This is a genomic window from Alkalihalobacterium sp. TH-98 (assembly GCF_057473385.1).
On the sequence record NZ_JBYCKM010000045.1, the window covers coordinates 307,771 to 326,409 of the forward strand.

At 36.0% G+C, this 18,639-nt stretch carries 13 protein-coding genes; 11 read left to right on the forward strand and 2 right to left on the reverse strand.

All coding sequences use genetic code 11. The features are described from left to right. Positions 1–612: 612 nt before the first annotated feature. From AC2VNP_RS17135 to AC2VNP_RS17155, 5 genes are all read left to right on the forward strand, one after another. Positions 613–1,971 carry a hypothetical protein gene (locus tag AC2VNP_RS17135; RefSeq protein WP_486918503.1) on the forward strand — a complete coding sequence of 453 codons (1,359 nt, stop codon included), beginning with the start codon at positions 613–615 and terminating at the stop codon, positions 1,969–1,971. Positions 1,972–2,131: 160 nt separating this feature from the next. Further along, on the forward strand, positions 2,132–3,025 hold the full coding sequence (locus AC2VNP_RS17140; protein ID WP_486918504.1) for an alpha/beta fold hydrolase: 894 nt from the start codon (positions 2,132–2,134) through the stop codon (positions 3,023–3,025). Between the two features lie 231 nt (positions 3,026–3,256). Beyond that, positions 3,257–3,427: an acylphosphatase gene (locus tag AC2VNP_RS17145; RefSeq protein WP_486918505.1), complete on the forward strand. Its 171-nt coding sequence runs from the start codon at positions 3,257–3,259 to the stop codon at positions 3,425–3,427. 252 nt (positions 3,428–3,679) lie between these two features. Then, positions 3,680–3,943, forward strand: coding sequence for a YuzF family protein (locus AC2VNP_RS17150; RefSeq protein ID WP_486918506.1), 264 nt, complete (start codon positions 3,680–3,682; stop codon positions 3,941–3,943). Between the two features lie 404 nt (positions 3,944–4,347). Next, positions 4,348–4,602 (forward strand): hypothetical protein, encoded by a 255-nt coding sequence (locus tag AC2VNP_RS17155; RefSeq protein ID WP_486918507.1) that lies wholly within the window; start codon positions 4,348–4,350, stop codon positions 4,600–4,602. Positions 4,603–4,680: 78 nt separating this feature from the next. Here the strand turns inward: AC2VNP_RS17155 and AC2VNP_RS17160 are convergent, their stop codons facing one another. Further along, a complete protein-coding gene (locus AC2VNP_RS17160) occupies positions 4,681–5,328 on the reverse strand; it encodes an adenine nucleotide alpha hydrolase family protein (protein ID WP_486918508.1) in 648 nt (215 codons plus the stop codon). A gap of 632 nt (positions 5,329–5,960) precedes the next feature. Between AC2VNP_RS17160 and AC2VNP_RS17165 the strand changes: the two genes are divergently transcribed. Together AC2VNP_RS17165 and AC2VNP_RS17170 are read left to right on the forward strand one after the other, a co-directional pair. Beyond that, entirely contained in the window at positions 5,961–8,639 is a 2,679-nt protein-coding gene (locus tag AC2VNP_RS17165; RefSeq protein WP_486918509.1) for a YhgE/Pip domain-containing protein, read from the forward strand. 116 nt (positions 8,640–8,755) lie between these two features. After that, positions 8,756–9,010 carry a hypothetical protein gene (locus tag AC2VNP_RS17170; protein WP_486918510.1) on the forward strand — a complete coding sequence of 85 codons (255 nt, stop codon included), beginning with the start codon at positions 8,756–8,758 and terminating at the stop codon, positions 9,008–9,010. A gap of 76 nt (positions 9,011–9,086) precedes the next feature. Here AC2VNP_RS17170 and AC2VNP_RS17175 read toward each other — a convergent pair whose 3' ends face one another. Continuing rightward, positions 9,087–11,504 (reverse strand): S8 family serine peptidase, encoded by a 2,418-nt coding sequence (locus tag AC2VNP_RS17175; protein ID WP_486918511.1) that lies wholly within the window; start codon positions 11,502–11,504, stop codon positions 9,087–9,089. A 552-nt stretch (positions 11,505–12,056) separates the two neighbouring features. Between AC2VNP_RS17175 and AC2VNP_RS17180 the strand changes: the two genes are divergently transcribed. From AC2VNP_RS17180 to AC2VNP_RS17195, 4 genes are all read left to right on the forward strand, one after another. After that, entirely contained in the window at positions 12,057–13,010 is a 954-nt protein-coding gene (locus AC2VNP_RS17180) for an AAA family ATPase (RefSeq protein ID WP_486918512.1), read from the forward strand. Further along, on the forward strand, positions 13,007–14,212 hold the full coding sequence (locus AC2VNP_RS17185) for a DUF58 domain-containing protein (protein ID WP_486918513.1): 1,206 nt from the start codon (positions 13,007–13,009) through the stop codon (positions 14,210–14,212). Before AC2VNP_RS17180 ends, AC2VNP_RS17185 begins: the two co-directional genes overlap by 4 nt. Further along, positions 14,193–15,383, forward strand: a complete 1,191-nt coding sequence (locus tag AC2VNP_RS17190) for a DUF4129 domain-containing protein (RefSeq protein WP_486918514.1) — start codon at positions 14,193–14,195, stop codon at positions 15,381–15,383. Before AC2VNP_RS17185 ends, AC2VNP_RS17190 begins: the two co-directional genes overlap by 20 nt. 964 nt (positions 15,384–16,347) lie before the next feature. After that, on the forward strand, positions 16,348–18,528 hold the full coding sequence (locus AC2VNP_RS17195; protein WP_486918515.1) for a malate synthase G: 2,181 nt from the start codon (positions 16,348–16,350) through the stop codon (positions 18,526–18,528). Positions 18,529–18,639: the final 111 nt, after the last annotated feature.

Below are 18,639 nucleotides of genomic sequence, written 5' to 3' on the forward strand. Positions count from 1 at the left end.
TACATGGAACAGATTATTGTTAAAAACAGAGATAAAACGCGAGACATTTATGTACAAACTTAATCATTTTGTAAAAAGAAACTGAACCCTTGTAAAGTCAAGGAGACAGGTTACTTTAATATAACTTATTTAGACAATGACCATGAGCGAGTCCAGAAGTTCATTCTTAACTCTTATTTCAATAAGGGAACTTTCAATCTCGCTAAAACCAAAGGTGAGTGTGTTGCTCAGCAAAAACATATGTATTCGGTATGAACAAGTTTAGGCTTGTTCTTTGTTCTTTTTATTTATTAAAATTAGATGTGTTCGTTTTTGTGCAAGTTCCTTTGCTGAATTTATTAGGAAAAAAAGAGGAAGTAGAAACCAAAGGGAGAGAATGGTGTACGCTAGAGGAAAGAACTAGGAGGGAACAGTAATATTAATAATTAGTCCAGCCTAGGGAAAAAATCTAGCAAATTACTATTTCAATATTTTTAATTTATTTTAAAACTGTCCTATATAAATGCAAAACTTGTCTAAGATTGCTGTTATTTGTGTACAAGTAATAGTTGATTAAAATGACAGAAAATTCAATAATTGAAGTGTAGTTCAATTTATTTTAGGGGGGATTTAATGAAACGGACAAAAAAAGCAATTCTTGCAGTTACGTTGGGGGCAGCATTAGTTTTTTCTTCTTCTGCAGTTGGGGCTGCGCCAGGGCAAAATAGTAAAGGAAATTCAAATCAACTACAAAATCAAGCGACGATACCATACTATGTCGATGAGTCAAAGTTACCTTTTGATGCTGTAGCTGGTTTTGAAACAGACCGCTATTGGGGTGTACATAAAGGAGCTGGGTACCGTATTGAAGTTCCAAAGAATTGGAACGGTGAACTTGTTCTTTATGCTCATGGGTATCGTGGGACAGGCCTTGAATTAACTGTTAGTAATCCAAGTTTAAGAGAATATTTACTTAAAAATGGCTATGCTTGGGCAGCGTCTTCTTATAGTACGAATGGTTATGATGTCGCACAAGGAGTAAAAGATACACATGCTTTAGGAACTCTATTCAACGGTATTGTGAAAAAACCAAAGCGGACGTATATCACAGGCCATTCGATGGGAGGACATATTACAGCAGTGCTTGCAGAGCAATACAGAAATGCATATGACGGCGCATTACCAATGTGTGGTGTAACTGGAGATACCGCTTTATTTGATTATTTTACAGATTATAACTTAGTAGCACAGGCTTTAGTAGGGATTAATAAAGAAGACCAGAAGTTTCCTGGTGATGACATTTACACGAATAATACTGTTCCTTATATTATAGGTACATTGGGCATTAACCAGAAAAACCTGACTACAGAAGGTGAAATACTGAAAGCGGTTACAATGAATTTATCAGGCGGAGAACGTCCTTTGTATGATGTAGCATTTGAAAGTTATAAAAACTTTTTATTTGGTCAATTAACTCCTGACCCAACGTTTATGGTGGCAGCAGGTAACGTCATTGATACGACAAAGTCAGTATATCAATTTGATGAAGACATGAGCACCATTTCCGATGAAGAGCAAGCGTTAAATGATGCTGTACGTCGGATTTCAGCTGATCCTCAAACGAAACAACAAGGGTTAACAGGAGTTCCAAAAGTAAAAGGTAATCACAAGATACCAATGGTTTCTATCCATAATATTGGAGACCTATTTGTTCCTTTCCATATGCAACAACTTCACGCGGAAAGAGCACAAGCTAACGGAAACGATGACTTACTTGTCACAAGAGTAAGTCGTTCAGTAGAACATTGTGGTTTCACTCCTTCTGAAGAGCAGGAAGCATTTGATGGTCTTGTAAAATGGGTTGAAGAAGGTGTTCGACCATTAGGTGATGACATCCTAAACCCTGAAGCTGTCGCTCATCCATTATTCGGAAGTCAGTTTACTAGAGGTTATCGAGTATATGATCCTTTACGTTATGCAACTAGTAATTAATTAAATAGTAGGTGAGGTGTCCACGTATCTTGCATTACTGAATTTCTAGTTTCTTATATTTTTCTAGTATTTAAGTATTTTCGCAAGGTACGTGATCACTATGCTTTTTCCAACTTCTAAGCACTTGTACATAAGCATCAAAAATAAATAGGGGGTTCTTATGCTAAACCAATACGAAAAGTTTAAGGTACATACGAACAGTGTTACGATTAATGGAGTCAAAGGGGGTTCAGGTCCACCGCTCTTATTACTGCACGGTTATCCTCAAACGCACGTGATGTGGCATAAAGTGATTGATCAATTAGCTGAGCGATTTACTGTAGTGGCTACCGATCTCCGTGGATATGGTGATAGTAGTAAGCCTAAAGGAAATTCAGATCATAGTAATTATTCGAAGAGAGTAATGGCCGAGGATCAGGTCGAAGTGATGAGAGAGTTAGGTTTTGATGAATTTTATTTAGTTGGCCATGATCGCGGAGCGAGGGTAGGGTATCGTCTAGCTTTAGATCACCCCGAACGAGTAAAAAAGTTTGTCGCATTAGATGTGATCCCGACACTTCTCATGTACGAAAAAACGGATATGATCTTTGCACGATATTACTATCATTGGTTTTTCTTAATTCAAGACGCTCCGTATCCGGAAGAACTAATCTCTCAAAATTCATCCTATTTCCTAGAGACAAATTTAATTAAACTTGCACGATATCCATCCATTAGTGAGTCACCTTTTAGTATGGAAGCATACGAAGAATATCTCCGTTGTTTCAAGAAACCTAATGCAATTCACGCGATGTGTGAAGATTACCGAGCAGGGGCAAGTATAGACCTTGTTCATGAACGTGAAGATCTTGTGGCAAATCGAAAGATAGAATGTGAGACATTAGTGCTGTGGGGAGAGAACGGTGTTGTCGATAAATGCTTTGAGCCTTTAGAAGAGTGGAAGAAGTTTGCCAACAATGTAAAAGGAAAATCCCTGCCTTGTGGTCACTTTATTCCAGAAGAAGTACCTGAATTATTGTTGGAAGAGCTTTTTGCTTTTATAGAAAGTATTTAGCATTTTGATTTGCTTGGGCGAATGTAAGTAAAGATAAGTGGAGCATAATGGTTAAAAGGTCTAGTTCTAGACCTTTTTTGATTTAATTTTTATTCAAAATGTTAACCCATAAACGACACTAACGGTTTACTTATTTTCAACAAAATTGAAGAACTAGTCACAAGTAGCTCTTTATTTCCATTTACTATTTAAAAAGAAAGATATCGAAAGAACAAAAAGGAGCTACAGAGTTTGATAGATTATTATATTAAACTATATGGAAAAGTTCAGGGTGTAGGCTTCCGGCGACATACAAAAAAGTATGCTATTTTAAATGAAATAAAAGGGTGGGTGTGTAATAAAGAAGATGGTACAGTTGAAATTATTGCACAAGGCTTGCATGAAAATATGAATAATTTTTAGAGAAAGTAACTAGAAGGAACACATAGATCAAAAGTGAAACGTTTAGAAGTAATACAGCAACAAAATACTAAAAGCTACAGTAAATTTACAATTAGAAAAAATTAAAATGGATATAGGTAAAAGCTTTAGATTGACTCTTCCTTCATTTATAAAGACCTTTTATGAATATCAAAACCGGTTATGACATTAGCCCACAACAAAACCTACTCTAGGCATATGATACATTGTTTAAACCGATTTGGAGGGGAAGCAATGTATTACAATGGGATAGACTATACTAGAAATCACCAGCATCAAAACCACCAAACTGTGCAACAACAAATGGTTACGCTTTATGATCCATACGTCGTTCAAGTGTTACAATCCGTAAAGGGTAAAGAACTTATTGTTGAAACAAGTCGCGGGAGTATTCGTGGAAATTTAACCGATGTGAAGCCTGATCACATAGTGTTATCAACTAATGATTCATCTTTTTTTGTTAGGATTCAAGAAATCATTTGGGTTATGCCCAATTAGATTTACTTGGAATATAAGATTAGCAATCTACTAAGCAGAAAAAATAGAAGGACTATGTTTGAAGGTACTGGGAAAGACGATCTGAATCTAGGTCGTCTTTTTATTTTGATCCTTTGGTTAACAATAGTTCCATTGTCTGTTTTCACCGGTGGCACCAAATTTTATAACCTTTCACCTGATTTTTCTAACAATAGTTCAGGGAGTTTTTATAGTTAATTCAGGATTTCTCCTGATAACAATAAACTGGTTATAAAAGTATTATTACATTAAAGACAGAGTTTTAGGAAGTTTCTAACAGCTAGGTATACAAAAAGGATGCAGTTAATGATATACAAAACAATTAACTACAAAAGAAATCGAAAAATCAACTAGTATAAATAAGGATCTTTGAGGGGGAACTTTTTATGAATTTATCTACGGTCCATCAAACAGGAACAGTCGTTATCGAAACCGATACGATGCTAATGGGAGAAGTGAATGGCAATGTGATTGTGTTACCTGGAGCTAAGTTAGATCTAGAAGCAAAGGTCACAGGAGATGTTACATTGAAGAAGTTCTCAGTAGCATCCATAAGAGGTCAAATCAATGGCAATCTTTATAATGAAGGAGCTAGAATTGAACTTATCCGTGGTGTAAGAGGCGAAGTTATTAATCGATAATAGGTCTTTAAAGTGTAAAGCATATAAAAACAACCAACTTAGGTTATATAAAACCTAGGCTGGTTGTATGTAGCACAATTAGATTTTAGTATTAGCAAGTACATCATCTTTTTGCGCAATCCCCTCGTGTATACGAATAACTTTGAGTTCATTAGGTTCTACGATAACGAAGAAGCCGTTTGAGAAATCAGTAGAATGTTCTTTAAAGAAAATCCCTTTTAAATGATCATTAGTTAAACTATCAAAAGAGAGAATGTAGTGCCCGTCTTCCTCTATTAAGTGAGCATGATTTCCTTTTTCGTATGAGTCGCCCTCATAATAAAAATCCCTGTTTACTTCTACAATATGAATATCTATTCCAGCAATCTTCTTTAATAAATTATTAATAATAGGTTCGTTTGTCCATAATTGGATTTTCGTTTGTATAGATTGACCAATTACAATTTGTGTAACATTCTTTTCTAGTGCAGTTTCCGCAATAGCCGTGGCAATATTTTTAGCGTCTGTATTTCGAGTAATTAATTTTACCTCATATTTTTTTGCTAAGCTCTCAAAAAGATATTTTGTTTGTAATTGACTAAAATTAAGTTCGTCATAAGCTTTCGTATCAACAGAAAGGACTAAACATTCCCCATCAAATGCTTTAGCTAATGCCTTTCCTCGTTGGATTAATTTTTCTGCATGAATTGGGTGACTAATACAAACTAAAATAGTTTCTTTTAACATATTTATCTCCTCTTTTCGCTAGATCTCATAAATCCAGCTTGTTATCACCTCAAAATTGAAAGTGAAGATGAGGTGTATTCTATAAGTTCAAAACTTCTCTCCCTATTTTTTTTTCTGTACTAGGTAACAGAACAGGAGCCGAATATAAGGCTCCATTCTCTATTTTTTCTTTAAAGCCTTTTCTTGTTGCCTAGTACAGTAGTCTAGTTCTCTATATTAGATTTACTCCCTTGGATACATCATAACATGGGCCAAGTCTACAAATTTATCAGGGAATAACCTGAAAATCTATGTTTATTCCCCTTATTTTTTTATTGTGTTAGTGGATGTTCTTTTCTACAAGTTTCAGTCATTTGAAGTAAGTAATGGATCGTTCATTATACATAATATTCATACCATCTATTTTGGTTCAGGTTTTCCATACTAATATGGAATGTTAAAACTGTTATTCTCATATAGTTTTTAATGATCTCTTGTACAACCCGTATTGAGCAATCAGTTCATAGACAGTTCATACTGATCTTTTATAATAAGGACGTTTTAAGGAACTAATGAGTGATAGATCCAGAATTGCCTTTTGTTTAAGTGAGGATTAATGAGTGATTGATACGCAGCAATAAAGGAGGAAGTTAATGGGGAATATATGGAGTATTTTCAAGCAGGACCTTCGAAATATTAAGCGGGTCCCGCTTGTCGGCATTCTTTTAATTGGATTAGCTATTTTACCGTCTCTTTATGCGTGGTTTAACTTAGGCGCTGCTTGGGATCCTTATGCAAATACTCAAGGAATACAGGTGGCTGTTGTCAATGAGGATCAAGGAACTGAGATTGACGGTGAAGCTATAAATATAGGAGAAGAATTAGTTGATAATTTAAAGGGTAACGATAATTTAGGGTGGGCTTTTATTTCAAGGGAACAAGCAGAAAAAGGGGTTGAATACGGCGACTATTATGCAAGTATTTTTATTGATCCTCATTTTTCAGAAGATCTAGCCCATGTTCTTACAGGAGAACCAATTCAGGCTCAAGTCTATTATCAAGTTAATGAAAAAATAAATGCAATTGCTCCTAAGATGACTTCAGCTGGAGCGTCTACGATCGTAAAAGAAATTAATGATCAGTTTGTTGCTGAAACATCAAAAACATTATTTCAAGAGTTTGATAGGTTGGGCTTGAGGTTAGAAGAAGAACTCCCAACACTGCGAAGAGTTAAACAAGTGATCTATGATTTAGAGCAACGTTTTCCTGAAGTGAATGAATTTGCTCAGTGGATAATTGATATCGATGATAATTGGTTTAAGGTTGAGGAGCATGTCGATCAATTTTTAGTCTTAGAAGAGTTTATTCCTCAAATTAAAGAGAGCGCGGAGCACATTGTTCGGATTGAAAATGAATTTCCTCAAATCTATAAATTAGGAGAAGGAATACTTCAGTTAGAAGCAGTTATTCCAGAAATTGAAAATGCAGTAAATGAATTGGATAGTATCAATGCTCATTATTCTAATATAGCGGACTACTTAGAAGAAGCATTAGAAGCTGTGAGGTTAGCACAAAAAACTATAAAAAATGCACAAGAGGTAGTTCCTAGCGTTGAACAAAGAGCTTCATCGATAGAAGAATATATGGTTGCACTCGATAACTATTTAGATGAAGCACAAAAATCTTCTATTTTTGTAATAGATGTACTTGCGCAACAGGTACTTTTCTTCAGTCAAACGACGGCTTCTATTGACCAAGCATTAGCTATGCTTGAAGACGAACAAGCAGAACAACAAGTACTAGAAAGATTAAATGCACTAAATGATGAGTTAAATACTCATATTAGATTGCTAGAAAACAGTATTACGATGTACACTCTTTTATACGAGTCTTCACAAGATGACGGGCTTCTTACTGTTATCGATCAATTGACTCGAACGAAAGAAGCAATGGAATCACTTCAAAAAGATGTACAAATAGTTATTGAAAGAATGGAAGCAGGAGAAAGTATTGGAATTGATAAAATAACATCGACTAGAGAAAGTGTACAAGAAGTAGAACGTCTATCTAAAGAACTCCATCACTCATTAAAGGGGGACGGAGCTTATCGTATTGAACATGCAATAAGTAGCATTGAAACTAAATTGAACGATAATATTCATTCATTGGATAAAGTATACGCTGATCTCAAGTCGGTTGAAGAGGTATTAATCCATGCTGAAATCATAGCAGTTGAAGGGGAAGAAAATATTGCTCAATTGATTGATCGGTTACCTGAAGTAGAACGAAGAATAAATGAATTAACGGAAAAAATCCAAAGTGATCTACCACTCGTCATTGATGTTATAGAAACTTTAAGTCATTTTATCCGAAATGATTTACCCGCACTTGAAAAGAACGTAATTCGTATGTCGAGGTTAATTAGAGAAGACTTGCCGGGTGTAGAAGAAGATTATTTAAGGATAGCTCATTCTATTGAAGAACACTTACCAGATATTCAGCGGTCAATAGGTGAACTAGCTGAATTCGGACGCATGCAGCTTCCGGGAGTTGAAGAGAACATTATTGAGGCCGCAGATCGACTTCGTACGATTGAAAAAGACGACAGAATGAATGAAATGATCATGTTACTTCGAAATGATTTAGATGAAGAGAGTGAATTTTTCGCGAGTCCTGTGGATTTAATTGAAGAGGAGTTGTTCCCGATCCCTAACTATGGATCAGCAAATGCTCCCTTCTATACAACTTTAAGTCTTTGGGTTGGAGCATTACTATTATCGAATTTGATTAGCACAAACTTACATGCTGCTGATCGAAGAGAAGATTATACATTGCGTCAAATTTACTTTGGAAGAATGTTTTTATTTTTAATTGTTGGCGTGTTACAAGGACTAATTGTTAGTATCGGGAATTTAACAATACTAGGAATTTACGCAGCTCATCCTGGGTTATTAATCTTATTTTCGGTCATTATTGCGGTCGTTTTTATGACGATGGTTTATACACTTGCTTCCATTCTTGGAAATATCGGAAAAGCATTAGCAATCGTTTTACTTGTACTACAGCTATCAAGTGGAGGAGGGACTTTTCCAATTGAAGTAGCTCCACCGTTTTTCCAAATGGTACATCCATTCATGCCGTTTTCCTACGCTATAAATCTGTTACGTGAAGCCGTAGGTGGTGCAATTGCCATCCTTGTTTGGAAGAATTTATTAATACTAGGAGGGTTCTGGTTGCTCGCACTTACGATCGGTTTCTTGTTAAAACCGAAGCTGGCTGCAAGAATTCAAAATACGTATGAAAAATCAAAGTCTAGTCGATTAGTTGATTGATTTTTAGAAAGTAGAGAGAAATTAAGAGACCAGAGGAGAAGATCAATGAGAAAATATTGAAACTTTCTAAAAGAATAAGTCGTATAAGTAATAGAAACCAAAAGGGGGGAGTACGATTGAAAATTGTGAGTGAAAAACAATTTGGAGAGGTAATCATCGAAGTAGACACGATGTTGCTAGGTGAGGTTGTGGGGAATGTAACGGTATTAGCAGGTGCGAAACTGGATTTACTAGCTAGAGTAAAAGGTGATATAAACTTAAAAAAGCACTCTCAAGCTTCAATCCGAGGTCCCATTGAAGGAAATCTATATAATGAAGGCGCCAATGTTGAGTTGTTAGCAGTGATTATGGGAGAGGTTATTCGGAAATAAAGCACCAGAATGAAACCATTCTTAAATGACAAAAACGATGTGTCTGCTATAGGCACATCGTTTTTGTTCATAAATTTTATTCTTCTTCAGATGTAATTGTTAATACGCCACCTACTAATTCCATTTCATTTGGACCAGTCTTAGCATAAGCGTTAATTTGATAACGACCTGGTGTAAGTGGTTGGCCATTGATCGTCATATTCCAGCTAAAGCTATGGATTCCAGGTGAGATGTTTGTTGCTTTTGCAGGCTCAGCTAGCAATTCACCTGTATCGGCATTACGAATTCTTAAGTTAAATTCTGCAGCGCCACCAGGGACATTAACTGTTCCAACTAAGTTACCACCTGAAAGACCAAGAGATAATCCGGAAAGCATCGGATAATCAGGCTCTTGTACAAAAATGATTGTCGGAACTTTAATTGTTTCTTTTCCGTCACTGATTAGGAAAGTACCTTCGTGGTAGCCAGGTTTAAGATTAGCTACATCAACTTGAACCCCAAAGTTTAAGTTTTGTGTTTGCCCAGCTTGTACTTGTAAGTTATTGCTTGTTTGTACTTTAATTCCTTCATGACCTGTAAATTCAATTGTAAATCTTTTTCTTTCATTAGAAAGGTTATGAATGGTAAAACTTTGACGTCTTACTTCTTTGTCTTCCTCATTTGAGAAGATACCAAAAGAATGACTTCCAGGTGTGGCTAATACTTCAGCATTAATAGCATCAAGTACACGGATACTTCCTGCACCTTGGCTATTATGTGGATAAAGGTTTCCGTTTGCATCATATAAGTCTTCCGCAGTGTTCATTAACGCAGCTTTAACAAATTCTACACTCCAGTCTGGATTTGCTTGTAAAATTAAAGCAGCTGCACCTGCAACGTGTGGAGCCGACATGCTGGTTCCTTGTAAAGAAGCATAACCATGAGGATTAGCTGGGTTATGTGTAGGAACTGTACTTACGATCGCTACACCAGGAGCTGAAACATCTGGCTTAATCATCCACGTATTCATAACTGGACCACGAGATGAGAAATTAGCCATTGTTTCGCCAACAGCTTTATCAAATGCGATTGAAAATGTAACTTCGTTGTTACCTTTAGCAAGCTCAGCTAAAAGATTTTGACCATCTGCTTGTGTTGTCATAATCGTAGGAACAGCCATTCCAGGGATTTGAGGTTGAACACCAGCTACATTGTTATAAATAATCGCACCGACTGCACCTGCATTTTTAGCATTTTGTGCTTTGTCAACAAATGCAAATTCACCACGGCTAATTAAAGCGATTTTTCCTTGAACATCTTTTCCTTCAAAATCAGCAACTGCACCAAGACCAACATCTACAAATTCTAATGTTTGCCCATCTAATTTAATAAGTTCTTCTTCACTTGGGTGCCCCATTACTTCAGCACTAGGATAGTTTACCCCTTCAGAAGTAAAGATTTCTGCACTAAATAAGTTGTAAGGAAGTTGTGTTGCACCTACAGAAATCGCCTCACGAGAAGTACCAGGTGAACCAACTGTCCAGTTGTTTGGACCACTATTACCGTTAGAAGTAACAGCAACTACACCTTCAGCCATTGCCCAGTCAAGTGCAATACTTGTAGCGAAATCAGGGTCGTTCGTTCTGTTACCTAATGATAGGTTCATGATATCAGCACCATCTTGAACAGCCCTTTCAATACCTGCGATAACATTTTCAGTCGTTCCGCTACCACCAGGACCTAATACACGATAAGCAAGAAGTGTTGCTTCAGGAGCTACTCCTTTAATAGCACCGTTTGCTGCAACTGTACCCGCAACGTGTGTACCGTGGTTAGTTGCGCCACCGCGAGAGTCGCCTGGAGGTGTTTCTTGTGGATCATCATTGTTATCTACGAAGTCCCACCCTTTATAATCACCAAAGTTATCAACTAAGTCTGGGTGAGTATAGTCAACACCCGTATCAATGATAGCTACAGTCACACCTTTACCAGTGAAACCAGCATCCCAAGCCAGGTCCGATTGAATATGTGGTGCACTATCCATCATTGCAGGACTGAATGTTTCAGGTTCTAACAGTTCACCTTCATCTACTGAAGTCACTTGATACGTTTGGTTTGCATAGACCGCTTTTACGCCAGGTACTGCAGCAAGATTAGCAATCTCGTTTTCTGCAATTTCAATTGAAAAACCAGAGAAAACATAATCATATTCTTGGTTTACTTCTACAGAACTTACAGCGTTTTTAATATCTGCAATCACTGCCTTACGCTCAGCTTCTAATTTTTGTTTTGTTTGTTTTTTTCCTTTATGTTTTGCTTCAACGATTGACTCTTCTTCTAACTCTACGATTACTGTTGTTATTTCAGAAGAGCTTCCATCAAAGTCAAGTTGGATATTTGCAAAATTTGATGAAGATTGATTAGCATTAACAGATGAACCAAAAGTGCTAAAACTTGAAAGTGCCAATACGAAAATTAGTGAATAAACGACAAGCGTTTTAAATTTACGACACATTTAATAAAACACCCCTTATTGAGTTTTTTAGTGGATAGTAGCTATTTTTCTTATGTTCACCTCCGAATTTCACACGATTTCCCACAATATTTTTAAAAATTCGTTACATTCAGTTAATAACCTTTTTAATTTTCTAAAACGAGAGAATATTCCTAAATGACATATTATTTAACATTCTAGTAAAGAAAGTTAGTGCAAAAGACTTAAGATTTCCATGTCGAAATTGATGGTGAAACTTATTATTTGAGTTATATATTCGGAATTCGAAATATTTGAGGATAATTTAGGACAAAAACTACTACAATTAAAAGATTTCGAAAATAAACTTTTGAAATTAATGGTAATAAAGGAGGGGTAGTATAGAACTGTAACTATTGAGGAGTTGTAAGAAATTTTATAAATTTTTTTAAAATATGTCGAAAAGATGAAAAAAATGAAACTATAGAACGAAGGATTAGTATAATATGAGCTAGGTGGAAATGATGATGTTATCACCACGTTTTTTTAATAGAAGGAAGTATTGTAATGTTTTTACTAAAAGGAGGAAGCTAAATGAATAGATTAGAAAAAATAAACGAGCTAAAATCCTCAATTGGCAAAGTGTTGGTTGGGAAAGAAGAAATGACTGAATTAATGGTGATCGCTATATTAAGTAGAGGGCATGTACTACTAGAGGATGTACCTGGTACAGGAAAAACGATGCTTGCGAAGTCGATGGCAAAATGTCTTGATGCTACCTTCCGACGAGTTCAATTTACACCAGACGTGTTACCTAGTGATGTGACAGGAATCCAATTTTTCAATCCAAAGGAACAAGCTTTTGAATTAAGACCTGGTCCTGTCATGACAAATATTTTATTAGCTGATGAAATCAATCGAGCAACGCCGAGAACACAAGCGAGCTTACTTGAAGTAATGGAAGAAAGGCAAGTAACGATTGATGGAGAAACCCTTCAATTACCTTTTCCATTTATTGTAATAGCTACCCAAAATCCGATTGACTCCCAACAAGGAACATTCGCCCTGCCAGAAGCCCAAATGGATCGCTTTTTACTTCAAATAAAAGTCGGCTATCCGAATTTACAAGAAGAACAGAAAATGCTGAAGATGTATCGTGAAAATGAACCGATTGATTCACTTGAGGTCGTTTTAACGTTAGATGATATTAAGGTAATGCAAGAAAACATTAAAAAGGTGAAGATAACAGATGAAGTAGAAATGTATATTTTACATATCATTAAGGAAACGAGAAGTTCACCATATGTTGAAGTTGGTGTAAGTCCACGTGGAACCATTGCTTTAATGCGAGCATCACAAGCTAAAGCTTATGTATCTGGTCGTGATTATGTGACACCACAAGACATCAAAGAAATGGCTCGGTATGTTCTCGCTCATCGACTAGTTCTTTCAATAGAAGGTTCGATGCGAAAAACGAAACAAGAGGCACTAGAAGAGATATTAGCTAAAGTCGATGTTCCTGTTGAAGCAGGATCTGATCGATCATGAGTTGGACCGAGCAATATATTGTTCCTAAGCTATATAATTACTTGTTATGGTCATTGCCTATCTTATTTGTCATTTTAATTTATTCAAAATCAGCCATTCTATTTGGTGTTTTTTTGCTGTTTATCATGCTTCTGCTGCTTAACCATTATTATTTAAAATATATAAGTAATAATCTATCGATACCTAGTGAGAAAGTTACTGTTCGGATGTTTCCAGAAGACGAAGGGGTTCTTAAAATTCCGATCGTAAACATAACGAAATTGCCAATAACTCAAGGGGAGTTAACCCTTTTCCTTTATGACCGGGATGATGCGATAACAATGATTGATCAACCAACGAATAAGCAAGGGGTCTATTCGTTTTCAATCGTTGTATTAGGTCAGCAAACAGTCATTCACCGTACGAATGTAAAAGCACGTAAACGAGGGATTGTTCAGTTAAGAACAATCGAATACACAATTTCAGATATGATGCATCTAGGGAAAGTTCGACTAGGGTATCGAGGTCAATTTAGGGGAGAGCTTATCGTATATCCTTCCTTAGTTCCTGTCCGTGGTCTACAGCAAATTTTACAACATTACCAAGGAGAACACCCGAGAAATCATTCACTCCATGAAGATATGATGATGGCCATGGGGACTCGAGACTACACTTCAGGCGACCCATTTAACCAGATTAATTGGAAAGCTAGCGCAAGGACCCAATCACTACAAACCAAAGTATATGAAAGAACGACGATTTCGAAATGGTGTCTAATTGTAAATATCCAAAGTACAGAAATTAAGCATCAAACCATTGAAAAACTAGAACAAGTCCTAAGCCATGTCGCATATACGTGTCAATTTGCCATTGAAAATCAAATCTCGTTTGAGTTGTTTATTAATATGAGAGGGCCAAGCGGACCATTTATTCATTTACCAACCGGAACAGGAAAGGATCATCTCTTAAAAGCACTTGAATTATTAGCAAGAGTGAGTAAGAGTACGGTACTTACTGACTGTCAAGAGATGCTTCACTATATTCAATCGAATACAAAAAATCAAATGTTTTATCTTCACTTTGGAGCTGTAAATCAAAAAGTAAAGGTTAATTACAAGCAGTGGGAACTAGCGGGAGCGACCGTTTACCGTGTTGCTTCTCATGAAGATGCTGGTCAAGTTTTATCTATGGGGGGTGAAGTAGATGAAGCTCAAGGAACGTAAAGTCATTCATTTTCTTCAATTTAGTATCGAAGTACTTTTGCTATATTTGATTATTCTTCCCCTCTATATCATTCACGGTGAATATCCGCCGTTGACTTCTGCTGTCTTAATGATACTAGCTGTTGTCACTTACATACTTGTGTTGTTTAAAACAAAAAATAAAAAGTTAGGGATGCTTTGTATTCCGCTAGTTTCGATATTAGCAATTGTTCTCGGTTTTCATTATCTATTGGCTTTTTTACTAGCAGGCTATATATTTTGGCGGGTTCTCTCAGTCGTAGAAGAAACGAATGAGCCATGGAATATCTTTTTGAGTACGTTTGTTATTGGATTACTTTATTTTCTACACTTTTTTACGTTGGAGAATAGAGATGTTTTTATTTTAATCATTGTCATCCAATTTCTCTTAGTGGTTTCAATTAAGTTATTTAAGTTCTCCTTTGAAAGTAAAGGAGCAGATATAAAAACTACTGGAGAGGTTTTTTGGCAGATAGGAGTTCTACTTCTTTTAGGTGCGGTAGCTGCTTTAGGATGGTTTGGATTCCCTGTATTAAACATCATTTTATCTTTTATCATCCGAGCTATTGCCTATTTGTTTTATTTGATTGCCTATCCATTTTTTTATTTACTAAGCTTTTATGATCCAAATATGATCGAACAAGAAGGAGAAGCAGGAAGTAGTGAACTCGTGGACCCTCTAGAGGACATAAGAGAGTTTCCTATTTTTGATTTAGCTTCAATTATTGGAAATGTCTTTTTGGCACTTGTTGGGATTGGTCTTGTCATTTGGATCATTTCTATAATCGTTAAGAAAAAGTTACGACCAATAGTGCAAGAGGGTTCGAACACTTTGGTAGTTGACAGTTTAAAATCAGAAGGTAATAACCATTCTAATCGATTTTGGCGACGAAAAAAGCCTAAAAACGAGATTAGGCGCATGCTATTTGATTTAGATAGGAATCTTGCTAAAAAAGGGATGGGAAGAAACCAAGGCCAAACGATTGAGGAATGGCTTCGTCCTTTTGAGGTAGATAAAGATATTAAAGAGATCATAACTACAACCTACCAAAGAGTAAGGTACGGACATAACGAGATTTCTAAGGAACAGGTAAAAGAATATCGCCTGGCAATTAAAGTGCTTCAACAACAGGTAATGAAAGAAAAAGCATAGAAAAAGACATTAACTCAAAGAAAAACCGTCTGGTCTAAAGACGGTTTTTCGTAATGGATAAATATTATTTTTAGTCTTATAAAGTAAAAGGTACGAAAACGAAGTCGTAACAACGCTTAAAAAGAAGGGTTGAAATCAGCTGTCGATGAGAAGGGTTTAAACGAGATTTCGAGTGTGTTGGTTTTTTAATCACCGTAAGCTCCTAAAGGTAATAATAGAATGTGATATTTACATATAAAGGTAGATTGAGGTTCTAAAGCCAGACTTAGAATGAAATATTACCATATAAAGGTAGAATAAGGTTCTAAATCTAGATTTAGAATGAAATATTACCAAATAAAGGTAGAATAAGGTTCTAAAGCCAGATTTAGAATGGGATATTACCAAATAAAGGTAGAATAGGGTTCTAAAGCCAGATTTAGAGTGAAATATTACTATATAAAGGTAGAATAATGTTCTAAAGCTAGATTTAGAATGAAATATTATCAAATAAAGGTAGAATAGGGTTCTAAAGCCAGACTTAGAATAGAATATTACCATATAAAGGTAGAATAATGCTCTAAAGCCAGACTTAGAATGGAATATTACCATATAAAGGTAGAATAATGCTCTAAAGCCAGACTTAGAATGGAATGTTACCATATAAAGGTAGAATAATGTTCTAAAGCCAGACTTAGGATCAAATAATTCCATAAAAAGGTAGATTGGAGCTCTAAAGCTCATTATTTGTAGCTCTATTTTCATAATAATAAATTGTTTCAAATATTTTTTGTATTAGAGCAATGGGGCAACCTAGTTTACATATATTTTTCGTAAGGTACATTTTGAAAATTCTCGGTTAGTTTTTTCAGAATTGTTTCTTTTTTGGTCTGTATGTTATATAATAAGTTCATAATGTTATATAACAGTTTTATAGCTGTTTTGACTAATTGTACAATGTGATCTTATGAAGGAGGCAATAAATATGAAAGACTATTTACAAGTAGGAAATCTTCAAGTGGCTTCTGTACTCTATGACTTTATTAATTCCGAAGCGCTGCCAGAAAGCGGGCTTACAAGTGAGCAATTTTGGTCAAATTTAGAAACGTTAATCACTGAATTAGCTCCAGAAAACAAGGAATTATTACAACGTCGTGAGGAATTGCAATCAGCAATCAGTACTTGGCATAAAGAAAATAAAGACTTTTCTTTTGATGCATATAAATCATTTTTACAAGAGATTGGATATCTTGAAACTGAAGTGAATGATTTCGAGATTACAACGGAAAACGTTGATGATGAGATCACGCTTCAAGCGGGGCCGCAATTAGTTGTGCCAGTTAATAATGCAAGGTATGCATTAAATGCAGCAAATGCACGTTGGGGCAGTTTATATGATGCACTTTATGGAACGGATTCTATTTCGGAAGAAAATGGAGCTGAGAAAGGAAAAGGCTATAACCCAGTTCGTGGTGAAAAAGTTATTTCGTTTGCTAAAGACTTTCTTGATCAATCTGCGCCATTAGAAGGTGCATCTCATAAAGATGTTGAAAATTATTCAATCAAAAATAATAAATTAGTTGTTATACATAGTGGTGGAAAAACATCTGAACTTCAAGATGAAACAAAGTTAGTAGGTTATCAGGGACATCCTGAAGATCCATCAACTATTTTGTTAGTGAATAATGGCTTGCACTTTGAAATCCAAATTGATCGTGACCATCCAATCGGTAAGTCAGATCAAGCTGGTGTAAAAGATATCCTAATGGAATCGGCACTTACAACAATTATGGATTGTGAAGACTCCGTAGCTGCAGTAGACGCAGAAGACAAAGTTGAAGTGTACCGTAACTGGTTAGGGCTAATGAAAGGTAATTTATCAGTAACATTCGCAAAAGGTAATCAAACGGTTACTCGAGAGTTGAATTCAGATCGTGAGTATACAGCTCTTTCTGGGAATACATTAACTTTACGTGGTCGTTCGCTTATGTTCGTTCGTAACGTTGGTCATCTAATGACAAACAACGCAGTACTTGATGCGAATGGTCAAGAAGTTCCAGAAGGTATTTTAGATGGGTTAGTTACTAGTTTAATAGCAAAGCATGACTTGTTGAAAAATGGGAAACTCTCGAATTCAACTAAAGGTTCAATTTATATCGTTAAACCAAAGATGCACGGTTCTAAAGAGGTTGCATTCTCTAACAAACTATTTAACCGTATCGAAGACTTACTTGGTCTTGAGCGCCATACATTAAAAATTGGGGTTATGGATGAAGAACGTCGTACATCTCTAAACTTAAAAAATTGTATTAATGAAGTAAAAGAACGCGTTGTGTTCATTAATACAGGTTTCCTTGATCGTACGGGAGATGAAATGCATACATCAATGGAAGCAGGTCCAATGATTCGTAAAAACGATATGAAGTCTTCTACATGGTTACAATCGTATGAAAAGTCAAATGTAAATGTAGGTCTTGCGTGTGGCTTGCAAGGACGTGCGCAAATTGGTAAAGGAATGTGGGCAATGCCAGATTTAATGGCAGAAATGTTAAAGCAAAAAGGCGGTCAACTTAAAGCGGGTGCCAATACAGCTTGGGTACCGTCACCAACAGCTGCAACATTACACGCTTTACATTACCACCAAGTTGAAGTGACTTCTATTCAGAACGAACTGAAAAATAGCATTACAAACTTACAGGATCAAATTTTACAAATCCCTGTAGAGTCCAATCCGCAATGGAGTGCTGAAGAAGTCCAAAAAGAACTTGATAATAACGCACAAGGTATTTTAGGTTATGTTGTACGCTGGGTAGAGCAAGGTGTCGGTTGTTCGAAAGTTCCTGACATTAATAATGTTGGATTAATGGAAGACCGTGCGACATTACGTATTTCAAGTCAGCATGTGGCGAACTGGCTTCACCACGGCATTTGTACAGAAGAACAAGTATTAGAAACAATGAAGCGTATGGCTGCAGTTGTGGATGAGCAAAACGCAGGAGATGCAGAGTATCGTCCAATGGCACCTGATTTTGATAACTCGGTTGCATTCCAAGCAGCGTGCGAGCTTGTCTTTAAAGGAATTGAGCAACCAAGTGGTTATACAGAACCAATTTTGCACCGTCGTCGTATCGAAGCGAAAGCAAAATTTGCTGCTCAAACAAAATAAGCAGTTTTTAAAACAGTGTGGCATATTCGGCCGCACTGTTTTTTAGTATAGTATAATAACAAGAAAGACTAACCAAAAGAAGTGTATGAAGTAAAGAGTTCATAAGGAGTG

Excerpts from the sequence above, each read along its gene's own strand:
- AC2VNP_RS17185 (WP_486918513.1), top strand. The coding sequence starts at position 13,007 with ATGAGTTGGACCGAGCAATATATTGTTCCTAAGCTATATAATTACTTG.
- AC2VNP_RS17165 (WP_486918509.1), top strand. The coding sequence starts at position 5,961 with ATGGGGAATATATGGAGTATTTTCAAGCAGGACCTTCGAAATATTAAG.
- AC2VNP_RS17160 (WP_486918508.1), bottom strand. The coding sequence starts at position 5,328 with ATGTTAAAAGAAACTATTTTAGTTTGTATTAGTCACCCAATTCATGCA.
- AC2VNP_RS17190 (WP_486918514.1), top strand. The coding sequence starts at position 14,193 with ATGAAGCTCAAGGAACGTAAAGTCATTCATTTTCTTCAATTTAGTATC.
- AC2VNP_RS17155 (WP_486918507.1), top strand. The coding sequence starts at position 4,348 with ATGAATTTATCTACGGTCCATCAAACAGGAACAGTCGTTATCGAAACC.
- AC2VNP_RS17195 (WP_486918515.1), top strand. The coding sequence starts at position 16,348 with ATGAAAGACTATTTACAAGTAGGAAATCTTCAAGTGGCTTCTGTACTC.
- AC2VNP_RS17150 (WP_486918506.1), top strand. The coding sequence starts at position 3,680 with ATGTATTACAATGGGATAGACTATACTAGAAATCACCAGCATCAAAAC.
- AC2VNP_RS17135 (WP_486918503.1), top strand. The coding sequence starts at position 613 with ATGAAACGGACAAAAAAAGCAATTCTTGCAGTTACGTTGGGGGCAGCA.
- AC2VNP_RS17180 (WP_486918512.1), top strand. The coding sequence starts at position 12,057 with ATGAATAGATTAGAAAAAATAAACGAGCTAAAATCCTCAATTGGCAAA.
- AC2VNP_RS17175 (WP_486918511.1), bottom strand. The coding sequence starts at position 11,504 with ATGTGTCGTAAATTTAAAACGCTTGTCGTTTATTCACTAATTTTCGTA.
- AC2VNP_RS17140 (WP_486918504.1), top strand. The coding sequence starts at position 2,132 with ATGCTAAACCAATACGAAAAGTTTAAGGTACATACGAACAGTGTTACG.